This window comes from Cytobacillus sp. FSL H8-0458 (assembly GCF_038002165.1).
Taxonomy (GTDB): Bacteria; Bacillota; Bacilli; order Bacillales; family Cytobacillaceae; genus Cytobacillus.
In genome coordinates this window covers 1,268,465-1,287,575 of the sequence record NZ_JBBOBR010000001.1, presented here as the reverse complement: position 1 = coordinate 1,287,575, position 19,111 = coordinate 1,268,465, and the positions used below count along the sequence as shown (strand labels likewise).

The window sequence follows — 19,111 nt, the reverse complement described above, 5'->3', positions numbered from 1 at the left end:
CAATTATGAAATGCCAATTTTTATAAGATTAAACTGTTTCAAACGAGAGAACGTCATCGATTATTTTCGAGTTTTTTTCCAGGGTTTCTGGATACATATTCGTTAACATCTCCATATGGGTACCAAAGCCTTGTATTATACTAAATTTCTTAGTAGTGGCTTTTGCCCATAGCATCATATTGGAATCATATTTTTCTCTGACAGACTTTATATAGTGTATATTTCCATTGATGCTGCCATCAGTAATAGTACCTTGAACATACATATAAGATTTCATAATTAACTCAATTAAGTAGTCACTCGCCAACTTTTCTAAATCTTTATACTTTTCAAGGTCAAACTTATCATACAATTCCTTCTTATACTCTTCTTCTGTTAGTATATTTTCCTCCACTTCTGAACGGAAGGAAGTATCAATCAAAATTAAATCCTCTACCTCATATCCCTGTCTATTCAGTTCTTTAGCGACTTCAAATGCGAGAACTCCACCTGCTGAATACCCAACCAGCGTGTAAGGACCTTCAGGTTGATATTCTTTCATTATTTCTGCATATTGTCTGATCCTATTTTCGGACTTAATGAAATTAAAGCTGTACACTGAATATCTTTCCAAATGCTCTGCCAGTCCCATATATGCTATACCCAGAGAAGCAGCTGGAGGGAAACAGAATAACTTTTTATCACTGGCAGTTGAATTTGTAAGCTGTATACAATCTTCCGTATAGTCTTTTAATAAATTTTTAGCGTTTTCCAGAAAAATAGACAGACTGCGAATTGTAGGCTTATTAAATACATCTTTAAATGGAATTCTAAAGTTCATCTTTGAATATAACATTGACACAAACGTCATTACATTTAAAGAATTAGCCCCAATTTCAAAAAGATTGGTGGTTACGCTTATGTTCTTTATGTTAAGAATCTCCTCCCAAATAGCAGCAAGCATGCTCTCTAAATTATTGCTTGGCGGGATATAACCATTGCTATTATCTCGAACACCATTATGATCAGGTAATGCATTAATATCTACTTTTCCATTCGTTGTTAAGGGAAATTCCTCAAGAGCAACAAAACTTGATGGCACCATAAATCCAGGAAGTTCATAATATAAATAGTTTCGTAATTCATCAATCTCAGCTGCATCTTTTAAAATCACATATGCACAGAGATATTGATTATCCCCTTCTCCGCTTGCGACGACAATATTATCTTTTACTTTACCTGATTTCTCAATTGCTCTTTCGATTTCCCCAAGCTCTATTCTGTATCCTCGAACCTTTACTTGGTGATCAATTCTTCCCAAGAATTCAATATTTCCATCTGGAAGTCTTTTTGCAAGATCTCCTGTCCTATACATACGTTGGCCATTGGAGTTAAAAATGAATTTTTCATTTGTCAGATCTGGATTATTTAAATAACCAACAGCCAATCCATCACCACTTATATACAACTCACCTTTTACTCCTATCGGTACTATTTCTTGTTTTTCGTTCAAAATTATAATCTGGACATTATCAGATGGCCTGCCGATTGGAATGGAATTTGCCTTATCCTTCTCCATATCATATTTATAAATCATACACCCTACGGTCGCTTCTGTAGGTCCATACTCATTATAAAGCTCGATATTATGATTAAACGACTCGCTAATTTTTAGTGCTAAGTCTGACTTTAAGTCTTCTCCACCAATAATTAGGCATTTTATACTTGAGCTGCTGTTATCTAAATCCTTTATCAAGCTTAGGTGAGATGGTGTCAACTTAACAATACCGGCCTTGTTGTCTTTAAATACCTTTCTGATTAGAGGCTCGTTTTCTTCACTTCTATAGACAATAACTTTATTTCCAGCAATTAACGGAGTGAATATTGATGTTACAGTGAGATCAAATGAAATAGATGAATATAGGGCGAAATCCAGGGCATCTTCATTAACATATTTCTTATTAGCCCAATAAATATAATTTACCAGGCCTTTTTGAGTTATCATTGTACCTTTTGGTTTCCCTGTAGACCCAGATGTATAAATAACATAAGCATTATTCAAAGGATTCAAGGCAACATCTATATTTTCAATAGAATAGCTTTTAAAATCTCCATTTAAAAATATAGTGTCTACATTGTACTTTAACGAATCTTCCCTATTCGTCAGGAGTAGATTTGTTCTGCTGTCTTCTAGAAGGTATGTGATACGTCCTTCAGGATATTCTGGATCAATCGGCAGATAGGCTGCCCCACATTTTAAGATTCCAATCATGCCCGCTATCATCTCAGGAGAACGGTCTGCCATAATCCCCACAATCGTTTCCGCCTGAACCCCTTTTTCAAGAAGCATCCGCGCGATTTGGTTCGACCGCTCATTAAGCTCCCGGTATGTGAGCGCTTCCTCCCCGCATACCACTGCCACCCGCTCTGGCGTTCGCTCTGCTTGTTCCATAAACAGCTGCTGGATGGTTTTATCCTTCGGATAATCTGCCTGCGTTTGGTTGAATTCTTTTAAAATCTGATCCTTTTCCTCGATAGAAAGCAGCTGAAGATCGCCAATCTTCTGATCCTCATCCTCTGCAGCCTGTTCCATTAAATGGGTTAGATGCATGGCCAGATTATCGATAATCATCTTCGGATATTGATTTTCATCATAGGCAAATTTCAGGACCAGATGCTCCCCAGGAACAGCGACCACCGTTAATCCGTAGTTCGTTGCTTCATTGCCCTTTAACTCCTCGAACACAAAGCCCAGCTCATCCTCCCCTTGTTCAAGGGCCTGTTCATCCAGGGCATAGTTTTCAAACACCATCACATGGTCAATCAAATCCCGTTTCAGCTCACTGAGCGACTGCACATCAGACAGATTTACGTAGCTGTACGCCTGGCTTTCAATGGCGTCTTCCTGCACACGCTGTAAGACTTCTCTGAAACGCTGGTGGTCACTCGCTTGAATTCTTGTTGGAACCGTATTGATAAAGAGCCCCACCATGTTTTCAATTCCCGGCACTTTGGCATCCCTTCCTGAGACGACGGAACCGAACACGACGTCGTCTGTCTGGTTATACTTGGCCAAAAGCACTCCCCACGCACTCTGCAGTGCCGTATGGAAGGTCACTTGATTCCGGGCTGCCAGATCAGCCAGTTTTCCCGTCAGCTCCCGGGAGAATTCGATGACCTTTTCGCGGTTCCGGGAATCGCCAGATTCCCCGGGCTTTCGAATCGCTGGTATTCCTGCCTTGTCCTTATACCCTTTCAGATAATTCTCCCAGTATTGAAAGGCCTCTTCCTTAGACTTTTCCTCCAGCCATTTGATGTAGGTGCTGTAGGCCTCCGGCTCTTCCAGCTTCCCGGTTCTTCCGAACCGTTCATTTCCATAGAGATGGAAAAGTTCAGCCAGGATGATTCCCCGTCCCCATCCGTCAAATAGGATGTGGTGATTGCTCCAAATCAGTGTATATGTTTCGTCACCAGTCCGGATAAGCTGAAGGCGGATCAAAGGATCCCGGCTTAAGTCAAAACCTTTTTCCCGGTCCTCTTCCAGGAAACGGTCCATGCTTGCTTTCTGCTGCTCCGCGCTTTGCATTCGAATATCCTGGTATCCAAAGCCTATTTTCCTGTTTTTCAGGATTACGTTTCTTGGTTGCACCGTGATTTTATACTCTATTGCACTCCGCAGAAGCTCATGCCGTTCCAGAATGGCATTAAAGCTGTTCTCCATGAGGTGCGGGTCGATGGTTCCAGTGGCTTCAATGATAATTTGTTCAAAATAAGCTCTTGAAGAAGGGTTTTCAAGTGAGTGGAACAACATGCCCTGCTGCATATTTGCCAGAGGGTAAATCTTCTCAATCTCAAATCCCTCATACTTTTTCCGGATGTCCTCCAATTCGGAAATGCTCAGCGCTTTGTCTCCATAATCGGACGGAGTTCTCTCCGGCTCTCCTTTCGCTGCACAATGGCCAATCACCGTATAAAGCGCTTCTTTATATGCTTCCGCGAAATCCTTCACGGTTTGTTCTGCATAGACGTTGGTGTTATACGTCGTATCTATAACCAGCTGGCCGTCCAAAACAACCGCATTTATTTCCATCGCATTTTCCCGCACATGCCTGTTTCCAACCGACTCTCCAGTCGGAAGACTGGAGGAAGAGAATGCCGCATTTTGAAGGTCTTCATCCATTTGTCCCAGATAATTAAATAACAGGGGCGGCTGCTGAGCCTCCTTAAACTCAGACGCTTCGCTCAAATATTTCAAAATACCATAACCGATGCCTTTGTTTGGTATTTTTCTAAGCGTTTCCTTTACCATTTTGATGGTCATCGAGAGGCTCTTTTCCTCACCCAGATCGATCAGGACAGGATATTTGGCCGAAAACCATCCCACTGTCCGGCTGATGTCGACTTCTTCAGCGAAGGGTTCCCTGCCATGGCCCTCAAGGCTCAGCCGGATCCGGTTTTCTGCTGTTTCCCGCCTAGTGGCCATTAAAAGAGCTGTGACCAGAAGGTCATTGATGTCAGTATGATAGGCATGATTGGTTTCACGAAGCAGCTTTCGAGTCGCCTCTTTATTAATAACGGTACTAAAGGTATGACTATCTTCATACCAATAGGCTTCCGCCTCTCCTTTTGTCTCAAGGAATGGCACTGGTTCCTTCAATACGTCCACCCAATACTGTTTTTCTCTTGCGAGCTTTTTGCCTTCGGCATAAGCCTGAAGCTTGGAAGCGTAAGTTTTGTACGATGTTGTTTTCGGATAAAACGACACAGGCTCTCCGTTTTCCAGCTGACTGTACCCGAGCGCCAGATCTTCAAACAGAATTCTCCAGGAAAGACCGTCAACGACCAGATGATGAATAACCAGAAGAAGATGGTCCCCATCTTTGGCCTTAAATACAGCTGCGTTCACAAGCGGGCCCGACTCGATGTCCATTTGAAGCTGAAGCTTGGTCGCAAGTTCTAGAACCGCTTGATTCGGAACCTCCTCTGATGAGACCTCGAAAACAGTAAAGCCAAATTGGCCTGGGCCCACGCCGCGATTATACGGACGGATCTCGCCGTTCTCATTTGGATAAATCATTCTCAAGGCATCATGATGCTTCATGATTTCTTCCAGAACTTCCTTTATACGTTCCGCATGGAATCCTTCTTTCCTGTATAGCATCACTGCGTGATTATAATGGTTAACTTCCTCGGTTCCTCCTGAGAAAAAGGCCTTTTGAATGGGTGTCAGCTGGGCATGTCCAGTTTCAATTTCAAAGGTCTCCTCTTGGCCGTTCACGGTTTTGGCGTATCGGCTAAGCCGCTTGATTTCAGGATGGGCAAACAGCTCTTTCATCTCAAGCGAAATGCCTTCCCTTGATAATCGGGAAATGATCTGAAGGGCTTTGATGGAATCTCCCCCAGAAGCAAAGAAATTATGGCTGATTCCAATCGGGCTTAATCCAAGAATCTCTTCCCATACAGCTGCGAGCTTCTTTTCCACTTCATTCCTCGGGGCTTCATATTCCACTCCCGTATGGCGATCCGGTTCAGGTAAAGCCTTGCGGTCCACCTTCCCGTTTGGAGTAAGAGGAATCCGCTCCAGCTGGACGAAATGAGAAGGAATCATATATTCAGGAATTTCTTCCATCAGGTACGACCGGAGTTCCCCCAGTGTCCATTCCTTCCCGGATCGAATGTAAGCACAGATATATGGGCGCTGATCATTGTCCTTCCGGACAATGACGGCAGCCTCCTGAATTTCAGTGTGCTTGAGGAGCTGGTTCTTAATTTCGTCCGGTTCGATACGGTAGCCTCTAATTTTAACCTGATTGTCCATCCTGCCAGCCAGTTCCAGATTCCCATCCGGAAGCCTCCTGACCAGGTCGCCTGTCCGATACATCGCTTCGTTCGGATCCAGCGGATTTCGAACAAATACGTCTTCAGTCAGATCCGGACGGTTCAAATAGGCGTTTGCGACGCCTGCGCCTGAAAGGCACAGCTCGCCATATACCCCTTCCGGGACCGGCTTCATCTGTGAATCCATGACGTAAGCTTTCATATTTGAAATTGGCCTTCCGATGACCGGACACTCTTCAAAATCACTGATTTTCTCAAAGTCGATGACATGATAGACGGCACCGATGGTGGCCTCTGTCGGTCCATAGTGATTCATGACCACCGCTTTCGGGCAGTGGAGATGGAACGTTTTGACATCCTGCGGGCTTATTTTTTCTCCTCCCAGCACCACTAGACGAAGGGTCTCACAGCTGGCGCCCTTTAAGAACACAGGGTCATTGACCAAGACGTTAAACAGGGACGGAGTCAGCTTCAGATAAGAAATGCCGTTTTCATTTAAATACCTAAGGGCTTTGAATGGATTGGCATACACCTCTTTTTTGACCAGATGCAGCTCACAGCCATTCAAAAGAGCCGAATAGAGGGTTGTATAGCCTAAATCAAAGGCATAAGAGGAAACGAGCATAGCTTTATCCTCTTCCCGCAGATCCGCTTCCTGTTTGAACCAGGACATGTAATTGACGACGCTCCGGTGCTGGATAAACACACCTTTTGGTGTGCCAGTCGAACCTGACGTATAGATCAAGTAGGCATTGTGATCTGGCTGGCCAACCGGGAGGTTGGCTGTTTCCCTTCCCTCAAAAAGTGGTGCCTCCAGATCAATGATGTCCCCGCAGAAGCTTAGACCTGATGTTAACTGGCCTTTTACAAGCAGAAGACTGGCACCGCTGTCCTGGAGAATGGCATTTGTCCGCTTGACTGCTTGGTCCGGATCAATTGGAAGATAGGCAGCACCTGCTTTTAAAACAGCCAGGATTCCTATGATCATCTCCAGGGATTCTTCGGCTATCAATCCAATTGTCTTCCCAGGCTTTGCCCCTTTTTCCTGCAGTACTCTTGCCCACTGATTCGCCCGTTCATTCAGCTGAAGATACGTCAGCTTTTGGCCAACGGCGGCTACAGCGACCCGGTTCGGGGTTTTCATGGTCTGTTCCTCAAACAGCTGCGCCAGCGTTTTATCCACTGGAAACTCAGTACTTGTATCGTTCCACCTGTCTAACGCAGCCTGTGCTTCATCTTCAGGAAGCAGCGTCAGTTCGCTGATGAGCTGATCCGGCTGTTGTACGATGCTCTCGAAGAGGTGAATCAGATGCGACGCCATACGTTCGATGGTCTCTTTTTTAAACAGTTTGGTGCCATAATTCAGGACACATGGAATGCGATCTTCCTCTTCACTTGCCGTCAAAGTTAAATCAAACTTTGAAACATGGGCATCCACTGGATGCGGAGTGAAGGCCAACCCCTCCAGTTCAAAGACCTCTTGATCGAAATTCTGAAGCACAAGCATCACATCAAACAAAGCGCTCCGGCTCATATCACGATTGAGATCAAGCTTTTCAACAAGTTCATCGAATGGATAATCCTGGTTTTCAAAAGCACTGAGGGCATTTTCCCTTACCTCCCTCAGATAGGTGCTGAAGGACTTCTTCCCTTCGGGATAGTTTCTCATCGCGAGCGTATTCAGGAATATGCCCATCACATTTTTTAAATCATCGTGCGGCCTTCCTGCAATAGGAGAACCGACAATAATGTCTTCCTGCCCCGTATATTTGGAAAGCAGTGTGGTATAGCCTGCCAAAAGAAGCATATAGAGAGTGACGCCCTGTTCTTTGGCCATCTTTTTCAGCTTGAGAGACAGATCCCGGCCGAATTCAAAATGCACCAGATCCCCTTCGGTCGATTGAGCGGCCGGTCTTCCGAAATCGGTCGGCATATTCAAAACAGACACTTCCTCTTTGAATACATTTAACCAGTACTCTTCCTGCTTTTTCATTTCAGCCCTGGCAGCGGCCTGCTTTTGCCATGCGGAGTAATCCTTATACTGGATTTTTAGGGCAGGCAGCTCTTTTCCTTCATACAGCTCGGCCAGCTCGCGTGTGAAAATGCCCATGGATACACCGTCTGAAATAATATGGTGCATATCCAGCACCATAAGGTGCTTGTTTTCTTCGATGTTTAGAACCTCCATCCGCAGGAGAGGCGCTGTTGAAAGGTCAAACGGACGCACAAATTCCTCCTTCAGGAAGGTCTCAGCCCGATGGGCGTCTGACTTGCGGTAGCCGACTTTAAACTCCACCGTTGGTGCGATTTTTTGGACTGGGACTCCATCCTCCATCGAGAACGAAGTTCTCAGGGCTTCGTGCCTTTCGATGAGTGCCATGACAGCCCTTTCCAGCTGGTTTACATTAAGGTCTCCCTGTATTTCCATGGCCAAAGGCATATTGTAGGAAACGCCGCCCTCGATCTGGTTGAGAATAAATAGCCTTCTTTGAGCAGGCGACAGGGCATAGTGCTGCCGCTCCTCCACCTTTTCTATGGACGCAAACACGCTCTTACGGCCGCCGGAGATGAACTCCGAAATGCCTTCAATAGTAGGTGTCTGGAAAAGCTGGCGCAAAGGCACTTCAGCCTTTAGTTCTTTATGGATTCTCGAAACCAAGGCTGTCGCCTTCAGCGAGTGGCCCCCCATTTCAAAGAAATGATCGTGAATCCCCACTTTTCCAATCCCCAGAATATCCTTCCAGATGGAGGCAAGCGTCTCTTCAATGGCATTCCTCGGCGCCTCATAGCCTTGATCTCCCCCACCGTTCACATCAGGCTCCGGAAGACCCTTACGGTCTACCTTTCCGTTGGCGGTAAGAGGCATTTTCTCTAATTGAACAAAAAACGCCGGGATCATGAAATCAGGAAGATCATTGGCCAGCTGGGAGCGAATTTCCTTGACCGACTCCTCCGCCTGGCTTTCCATGACGACGTAGGCACAAAGGTACGCCTGACGATCTTTGTCCTCCCGGGAGATGACGACGGCTTCTTTCACTTTCGGAAGCTTCAGAAGTCGATTCTCAATCTCCCCGAGCTCTATGCGGTGGCCGCGGATTTTGACCTGATGGTCAATCCGGCCCAGAAATTCGATATTCCCGTCTGGAAGCATGCGTGCCAGATCGCCTGTCCGGTACATTCGTTCCCCTGGCAGAAACGGGTTCGGAACAAACTTTTCCGCCGTAAGCTCCGGTCTGTTTAAATATCCCCTTGCAAGACCGGCTCCGCTCACACAAAGTTCCCCCGGCACGCCAAATGGCACAGGGCTGTTATTTTGATTTAAGAGATAAACCCTATTATTAGTGATAGGCTTACCGATTAGGACTTTTTGATTTCCTGGTTCCAATTTATATACCGTAGAACAAACACTGTTTTCTGTTGGACCGTACTCATTAAATAATTGGACATCTGGAAGCTTTCTAAAATGGTTATTTATTAAAGTATCGCTGAACCCCTCTCCGGCAATTGTGACGAATCTTAAGCTGCTTATAGGTTCACTGACCATTTCCAGCAGGCTTTTATAATAACTAGGTACAGCTAGTAAATTTGTAACCTTATAGTGATTAAGAGCAATTATTAATTTATTGAGATTTTCTCTAATATCCTCGATTAAGACCAACTGAGCTCCAGAAATTAAGCTAGTAAAGATGTCTTCCACAGAGCTGTCAAAAGAAAAAGATGGCATCTGTAAAGTAACGTCATTTTCATTGAATTGATAATACTTTTTTCTCCAGCACAAAGTATTTAGGATAGAACTATGGTTCACCATGACACCTTTTGGTTTTCCAGTTGATCCGGATGTATAAATAATATAAGCCAAATCTGAAGACTCATTAATAACAGGTAAATTTTCTTTAATTTGATTCCTAAACAGTTCAAGATCAATGTTAAGACATTTCAAATAGAACTCTGTATTTTCACTTTCTTTTTTTAGAAGTATTTCTATACCACTATCTTTTATTAAATACTCTATTCTTTCTTTCGGATAACCAGGGTCAATTGGCAGGTATGCCCCGCCAGCCTTTAGTATCCCAAGCATACCTATTACCATTTCAAGAGAACGTTCTATCTTAATTCCGACTATAGTATTTCGCTTAACCCCATTCTGCCTTAACATCGCTGCAAGATGATTAGACTGCTCATTTAGCTCCCTGTAGGTTAATTTTACATTCTCATAAACAACCGCTATTTTTTCAGGAGTCCGTTCAGCCTGATCCTCAAAAAGCTGATGAATGGTTTTATTCTCTGGGTAGTCAGCATTTGTATTGTTCAGTTCTCCAAATAATATCTTTTCTTTTTCAGATATTATTTGGATATCTCCAATTTTCTTATTTAGATTGGAAACAACCTGCTTAGTTACTTCATTAAGATGACCTTCGATATTATCAATTAACACTTCATCATAAACATTGCCGTCGTATGTTAAAACCAGGTTTAATTTTTCACCTAAGGTCACCGAAACACTGAAGCGGTAATTACTTTGCTCTTCTGCGTATAAATCCTCAACCTCAAATCCAATATCTAATCTGTCCCTCTCGGTAACTCGGTCATCAATTGCATAGTTTTCGAACACAATAATGTGATCTAATAAATCCTTCTTTAATTCACTGAGCGATTGTACCTCAGCCAGGTTCAAATAATTATAGTAATTACTTTCAATTGCTTCCTTTTGAACAACGCTTAGAACATCCCTGAATCTCGCATCTTTATCAAGTTTTATTCTGGTTGGGACGGCATTGATAAATAATCCGATCATCTTTTCGATGCCATCAACTGGTGCTTCTCTTCCTGATACAATAGATCCAAAAACAACTTCATCTGTGTTATTATATTTTGCTAGCGCTGTGCCCCAGATGCTTTGGAATAAAGTATTAAAAGTTACGCTGCATTTATTAGCCAGATCCTTCAATTGATTTGTAGTATCTTTTGAGAACTCAATATTTTTTTCTTTACGGCTATACTCTATATTGTGGGTGATGTTATTTAGTTTAGGAATTTCTGTTTTCTCTTTGTATCCTTTTAAATAATTCTTCCAATATGCTCTGCCTTCTTCAATATCCTGTTTTTCTAACCAATTAATATAATCACTGTAAGGTTTGGTGTCTTCTATTTCAATTCCTTCTCCATTATTCATTTTGCTATATATGGTGAATAACTCAGCCAAGACTATGCTCAGACACCAACCATCAAGAAGAATATGATGATGACTCCAGACCAGTTTATATGACTCTTCTCCTGTGCGGATTAAGGTAACCCTAATTAAAGTATCTTCTGCTAAGTTAAAACCAATTTTTTTATCTTTTTCTCTATAATTTTGAATATATGTTTCTTTTTCTAATAGGCTCTTATCTTTAATATCAATGTAGTAAAAATCTATTTCCCTGTCAGCAATTATAATATGTCTAGGTTCTTCAACTATCTCGTACTCAAAAGAAGCCCTTAGTATTTCGTGCCGCTGCATAACCTTATTGAAGCTTTTCTTTAGTACCTCTTTATTAATCTTCCCTTTAATATCCATAACAGTTTGTTCGAAGTATGCTCTAGAATTTTTATTTTCTAATGCATGGAACAGCATACCTTTTTGCATATTTGCTAATGGATATATTTTTTCAATTTTTAAATCACCATATTTTTTCTCAATTTTAGCGAGTTCTTTAAGTGTTAATTTGAAATCACCATAATCATACGGTGTTTTTTCGGATTCTTTCTTACTTGAGCAATGGTTAATTATCTGTTCAAGGCTTTCTTTAAATTTTTCATTAAAGAGACTTATGGTTTCTTCATCATACTCTGATTCATTAAATGTGGTATTTACATACAATTCATTGTTAATAATAATAGAGTTTATCTCTATTGAATTGTTTCGTGAGATTTTTCCTCCAATACTCTCTCCATAGGAGAACTTTGAACCTGAAAACTCAGCACGGTTAACATCATTATCCATTTCTCCTAAGTAATTAAATGAGAATACTGCTTTTTGCTCTTGGCCTAAATCAATTTCAGTCGATAAGTATTTTATAATTCCAAAGCCAATACCCTTATTTGGAACTTTTCTAAGAATTTCTTTTACCATTTTAATATTTTGCGAAATTCCCTTTTCTTCTCCTAAATCAAAAAGTATTGGATACATGGTGGTAAACCAGCCAACAGTTCTGCTAATATCTAGATCCTTTAAAATATCTTCTCTTCCATGGCCTTCCATGTTTATCTTAATCCTGTTTTCTCCAGTAACCTCCCTAGCCCCAACAAGTAAGGAAGTCAATAATATATCATTGATTTCTGTGTTGTATGCTCGATTTGCCGCTCTTAATAAACTATGGGTTTTATTACTATCCAATTTAACACTTAACGTTTTACTGTTCTCAAATGTATCCCTATTAATCTCATTTTTCTTTGGCAGAAACTTAACTTTGGCCTGCGCAACGTTTCTCCAGTAGTCACTTTCCTTTTTCAATTCCTTACTATTAGCATATTCTTGAAGTTTTAATGAAAAATGTTGAAATGAATCAGATTTTGGTCCAATATCCAGAGGTTGTCCACTTTCTGCTTGAACATATAAGGTTTCAAAGTCTTCAAACAATATTCTCCATGAAACCCCATCAACTACTAAATGATGTATAGCGATTAAGAGGTGATCACCATCATCTGCCTGGAATAGACCCACATTAACCAATTTCCCATCTGTAATAGAAGATTTCTTTTGAATATCAGTTGCAAGATCAAATACTCTTTCTTTTGCATTTTTCATTCCTTTAATATCATAATTGTAAAAATTAAAAAATTCTTTCTTTAAGCCCCTGTTATATTGACTAATTCCTTGTTTATTCACTTCATAGATCATTCTTAGTGCATCATGATGCTCTAAGAGTTTATTGAAAACCATTTTGACCAAGTCTACATCAAAACCTTCTTTTCTATAAATCATGAATGACTGGTTAAAATGATCTAACTCATCTTTATTATTCTCGAAAAACCAATGTTGAATTGGCATTAATTCAACTTTCCCCTTAACTATTTCATAAGCCTTGATCCGCTTTTCTTGCTTTTTCACATATTTACTTACATTTTTGATGGTTGGATTTGCAAATAAGTCTTTTACCTCCAGTTTAAGGTTAAATCTTGAGAGTCTTGATACTATTTGCAAAGCTTTAATGGAATCTCCGCCTGAAACAAAGAAGTGATGGTTTATTCCCAATTCTTCTATGCTTAAAATATCGGCCCATGTTTCTACGAGTATACTCTCCACTGCATTTCTGGGTGCTTCATATTCAACCGCAGATAATGCGCTTTTCTCAGGTTCGGGCAATGCTTTTCTATCCACTTTATCGTTTGAGGTCAGCGGCAGCTTGTCCAACTGGACAAAATAGGCCGGGATCATATATTCAGGCACCCGCTTTTCCAGATGCTTTCTCACTTCCGCTGGAGTTACCTGCTCTTCGCATACTAGATAGCCACACAGGCTCTTTTCAAGATTGGAGTCCTCCCTTATGATGACCACTGCTTCTTTTACGCCAGGATGCTTTAATAGATGGCTCTCAATTTCTCCCAATTCTATACGGTATCCACGCAGCTTGACTTGATGATCCACCCGTCCGATAAACTCTATATTTCCATCCGGAAGCCATCTTGCAAGATCTCCCGTTCGGTACATCCGCCCTCCAGGCTCAAAAGGGTTGGATACAAATTTTTCCGCAGTCAATTCCGGATTGTTTAAATAGCCTCTGGCAACACCATCACCTGAGACACATAATTCCCCGGCTACTCCTACAGGACATAAACGATTATCCTGATTCAAGATGTAAATGTTCGTATTGTTTACAGGTTTTCCAATAGGAAGATTATGGCCCTTGTGCTTCACGAAATAACTTGTCGTAACGCATGTATTTTCTGTCGGCCCATACGCGTTGACCAGCTGATATTCCGTATCGGCCTTGACATTCAGCTGTTCACCGCCGGAAATAAGCATTCTTAAGGAATGGTTATCCTGCTGGATAAACTGTTCGGCCACCTTGTAGGGAAGAGTGGCGACGGTAATGCCCTTTTCATTCATATACCTATTGAGTTTTCCCATATCCAGCCGGATATCCCCACTTAAAACATGTAACTCCGCTCCCGAAATCAGACAAGGGAAAATTTCCGTGATGGATGCATCGAACGAAATTTTCAGGTAGTTCGTAATCCGGTCACCTTTCTGAATCTCATGGAAATTCACATACCAGTGACATAAATTTGCCAGGGATCTGTGCTCGACCAAAACGCCCTTTGGCTGGCCAGTTGAACCTGATGTATAGATAACGTAGGCTAAATCAGACGGGTTATTCTTCACAATAAGGTTCGTCTTAGCAGCCTTGGCAATCCGTTTATCATCCAGCGAAATCATATCGATGTTCAGCAGATCCGAAAAAGAAATTCTTTCTAACAAATGGTCCTGTGTGAGGAGCAGATTGATGTTACTGTCCTCCACAAGATATTTGATCCGCTCTTCAGGATATTCTGGATCAATCGGCAGATAGGCTGCCCCAGATTTTAAGATTCCAACCAAGCCCGCTATCATCTCAGGAGAACGGTCTGCCATAATCCCCACAATCGTTTCCGCCTGAACTCCTTTCTCAAGAAGCATCCGCGCGATTTGGTTCGACCGCTCATTAAGCTCCCGGTATGTGAGCGCTTCCTCCCCGCATACCACTGCCACCCGCTCTGGCGTTCGCTCTGCTTGTTCCATAAACAGCTGCTGGATGGTTTTATCCTTCGGATAATCTGCCTGCGTTTGGTTGTATTGACCAAAAATAGCTTCCTTCTCTTCTTCGGTTAAAATATCAATTTGACCTAGACAAATCTGAGGGTTTTTGGATACTTCCCTTAACACGCTCACAAAATGGTTTGATATTCTTTCAGCAGTTTCTTTCTTAAACAAGGCAGTACAGTATTCCAAATCAAATTTTATAGTGTTATCTGTTTCAATAGCTGAAAGCGTCAAATCAAATTTGGCAATCTTTGTTTTGGTTTCAAATGTCTCAAACTTTAGATCCTTAAAATTATTGTTGGCAGCTTCTAAGTTTTGCAGAACAAACATTGTATCAAACAATGCATTTCTGCTCATGTCCCGATTGATGTTTAGCTTTTCAACTAATTCATCAAAAGGATAGTCCTGATTTTCATAAGCTTTTAGAGCATTATCTTTGACTTCCATTAGATATTGAACAAAGGTTTTTTGGCCCTTAGGGAAGTTTCTCATAGCCAGTGTGTTTACAAAAAGTCCAACAATATTCTTCAAATCGTTATGGGATCTTCCAGCGATTGGAGATCCAACTATAATATCATCCTGTTTAGTATATTTTGAAAGCAGTGTTGTATAACTGGCTAACAGTAACATATACATAGTAACGCCATTTTCTTTTGCAATTTGATTCAGCTTTTCTGTTAGAGTTCTAGTTATTTCAAAACTATGTTGGCTCCCTTCAACACTTTGTTTGAGCGGTCTCTTATAATCTGTTGGCATATCAAGAACAGGAATTTCATCTTTAAATACATTTGTCCAGTATGCCTCTTGGTTTTTGAGCTCTTCTTTTCCGTATAATTCTTTCTGCCAGGCAGAATAATCCTTATATTGAAGTCTAATAGGTTTCAATTCTTTACCTTCATAGAAATTTGCTAAATCATTCATCAATATTCCCATGGAAACGCCATCAGAAATAATATGATGCATATCAAGCATGAGAATGTGTTCTTCTTCCGATAAGGTTATAACTTCAACCCTTAAAAGAGGAGCGGATTCCAAATCAAAAGGTCTGACAAACTTACTAATAATACTGTCAACTTTTGATGGATCCGCGTTCTTATATGATAATTTAAACTCAGAAATTTTTTGTATTTTTTGTACAGGTTCTCCATCTACCATCGAAAAAGATGTCCTTAAAGACTGGTGTCTTTCAATAAGTTTGATGAATGCCTTTTCAAGCTGTTTAATATTTAAGTTACCATTTATTCTTACAGCAAATGGCATGTTGTAGGATATACCAGTTCCTTCAATTTGATTCAATATAAATAACCTTTTCTGTGCTGATGAAACTGGGTAAAAGGCTTTTTCCTCTACTGGTTTTATTGAAGAATATATACTTTCCTTTGCTGAGTTTATGAAATCTCCTAATCCTTTAATGGTTGGTGAATTGAAAATTTGACGCAAAGGAATTTCAACTTTAAATTCTTTATGAATTCTTGAAATTAAGGCTGTAGCCTTTAAGGAATGACCGCCTACTTCAAAAAAACTTTGATTTACGCCTATGTTTTCTACACTTAATATATCCTTCCAAATGGATAATAGTTTTTCTTCCACTTCATTGGATGGAGGTTCATGGTTTTCTATAAGGTTAGTTTCATTTGGTTCTGGAAGAACAGCTTTATTCACTTTCCCGTTTTTGGTAAGTGGCAGATAGTCCATTTGCACAAAAAAGGAAGGAATCATGTAATGTGGCAGTGTTTGTTCCAAAAACGCTCTTATTTCTAGCATGAGATTTAATTTCGAACTATCTGAAGTAAAGTATGCGCAAATAAACTGCTGTTCGTCTTTATCTCTTCTTATAGTGACAACTGCCTCTTTAACGTCATGACATTGCAATAAGCGGTTTTCGATTTCACCCAGTTCAATTCGATATCCTCTAAGCTTGACTTGATTGTCAATTCTATCTAAAAATTCAATATTTCCATCAGGGAGCATACGCACGAGGTCCCCTGTGCGGTACATTTTTTCTTCTGTTGAGAAAGGGTTTGGAACAAATTTTTCAGCAGTTAAGTTCTCATTATTTAAATAACCACTACTTAACCCATCCCCAGAGATACAGAGTTCCCCAGGCACACCAACTGGCAGCAACTGATTTCCTTTACCCACAATAAATACGGAAGTATTTGCTATTGGTTTGCCGATTGGGATAATTTCTGTTTCTTTATTAATAAAGTAATAGGTTGCAAACACAGTGCTTTCGGTCGGACCATACACATGAATTAATTTATTTTCACCCAGCTTTTTTAGTGCTTTTCTAACATGTGGTACTGAAACTCTCTCTCCACCAAAAAGAATTTTCCTTAAGTTATCCAAACAGTCTATCTCTAGGTCAACAAGTGTATTAAATAGGGCAGTGGTAATAAACATCACACTTATGTTTTTGTTTTTTATGACCTCTGATAATTTACTAAGATCAAGTACCACTTCTTTTTCTACCATCACCAAGTTAGCACCATTGAGAAGGGAACCAAAAATATCAAAAACCGATCCATCAAAAGAATAATTAGAAAGCTGCAGAATGGAGTCACTCTCAGAAATTTCGATATAATTTGTGTTTTTAACCACTCTGATTGCACTGTAATGAGGAATTACCACACCTTTTGGATTTCCGGTAGATCCTGAAGTGTAGATAATATATGCTGCATCATGAGAGTTATTTATAGCCGATAAATTTTCATTACTGTATCTAAAATAGTCTACCTCGTCTAAGTTAACTGCCTCTATTTCAAAACGAAACTTCTTCATAAATAAGTCTTTCGTTAATAACATAAATGCATTACTATCTTTTAACATAAAATCTACTCGATCTGCAGGAGTATCAGGATCAATTGGAAGATATGCTGCACCAGATTTTAGAATTCCCATAATCCCAATAATCATTTCAAGTGACCGGTCAGACAAAATTGCAACTACTTCGTTGGTCTGGATACCCTTTTCTCGAAGCATTTGAGCAATTTGATTTGATTTTCGATTTAAATCTAAATAGGTAAGTTTTTTATCTCCACAAGTAACTGCGATATGATCAGGAGTTTTTTCAGCTTGCTCTTCAAATAACTGATGTATTAATTTCTGTTTAGGATATAATTGATTAGTTTGATTAAGATTATTAAAAATCACTTGTTTTTCGGTATCTGATAGTAGCTCTATCTCGCTGATTTTCTTAGTGTCGTTTTCAGAGACCTGTAAAGTAACATTCTCTATATGTGCAGCAATACTATTTATTAAATCTCTTTCATAGACACTTTCATCAAAAACCAGCATTAGTTTTAGCTTTTTACCCATCCCTACAGTAATACTAAAGTTATAATTACTCCTCTCTTCATCAGTTACAGAAACAATTTCGAAACCTAATTCACTCTCTTTATCTTGAATTGCTTCTTCATCTACTGCATAGTTTTCAAAGACCAAAACATGATCCAAAAGATTATTCTTTAATGTGCTTTGTGATTGGATATCTGCTAAGCTGATAAAATTATAGTTAGTAGTATCCAGTGCGCTTTCTTGTGTTAATTTTAAAAGCTTTTGAAAGGTATAATCATTTTCAAATTTTATTCTTGTAGGAATAGTGTTTATGAACAAACCTACCATCTTTTCAATACCTTCTACTGAGGCGTCCCTTCCCGATACAACCGTACCAAAAACAGCATCCTCTGTATTATTGTATTTAGCTAAAATTAAGCCCCATATACTTTGGAGTACTGTGTTTAACGTGACGTTGTTTCTAGTTGCTAGCCGCATTACTTTCTCTGTCATTTCCTCTGAGAACTCTATAATTCTTTCTCCTCTTTTATAGTCAGGACACGATCCGTTGGGCAGTTTGGGTATTGTTGTTTTTACATCGTATCCCTTCAAATAATCTCCCCAAAAAACTAATCCTCCTTCTGTATCCTGACTGTTTAGCCACTTTATATAATCGCTATAAGGTCTGGGATCTTCTAATTGATGTTTTGTCCCATTTAATAAATTTGAGTAAATAGTAAATAGCTCTCCTATTATTATTCCTACACACCAGCCATCAAGTAATATATGATGAAAGCTCCATACCAATTTATAAGAGGATTCCTCCATTTTAATTAGACAGACTCTCATAAGTGTTTCTTTTGTTATATCAAAACCTTTTAATCTATCTTCTTCCAAAAAGCTCTCAATATAAGACTTTTTATCAGATGCATCAACTGCACTTAAATCCTTGTAATTAAACTTTATTTTTCTATCTTTTAAGATTACATGAAGAGGCTCATCCCTTTTATAACTAAACGAAGCTCTTAATATTTCATGCCGCCTCATGATTTTATTGAAACTTTCCTCAAGGAAGTCCTCGTTGATACTGCCTTTTATGTCCATAATCATCTGTTCAAAATAGGCATTTGAGCTTGTTCCCTTAATAGAATGATAGAGAATTCCTTTTTGCATGTTTGACAATGGATAGATTTTCTCGACTTTGTTTGTTCTCATGAAATGATCCTCCTAAATTGT

General features: G+C 40.1%; 1 protein-coding gene. It reads right to left on the bottom strand.

All coding sequences use genetic code 11. The features are described from left to right. Nucleotides 1-28 precede the first annotated feature (28 nt). Nucleotides 29-19,090, bottom strand: coding sequence for a non-ribosomal peptide synthetase (locus tag NYE23_RS06310; protein WP_341076314.1), 19,062 nt, complete (start codon nt 19,088-19,090; stop codon nt 29-31). Nucleotides 19,091-19,111: the final 21 nt, after the last annotated feature.

What these genes read in the sequence shown, in the direction of transcription:
- NYE23_RS06310 (WP_341076314.1), bottom strand. Translation starts at nt 19,090, where the DNA reads ATGAGAACAAACAAAGTCGAGAAAATCTATCCATTGTCAAACATGCAA.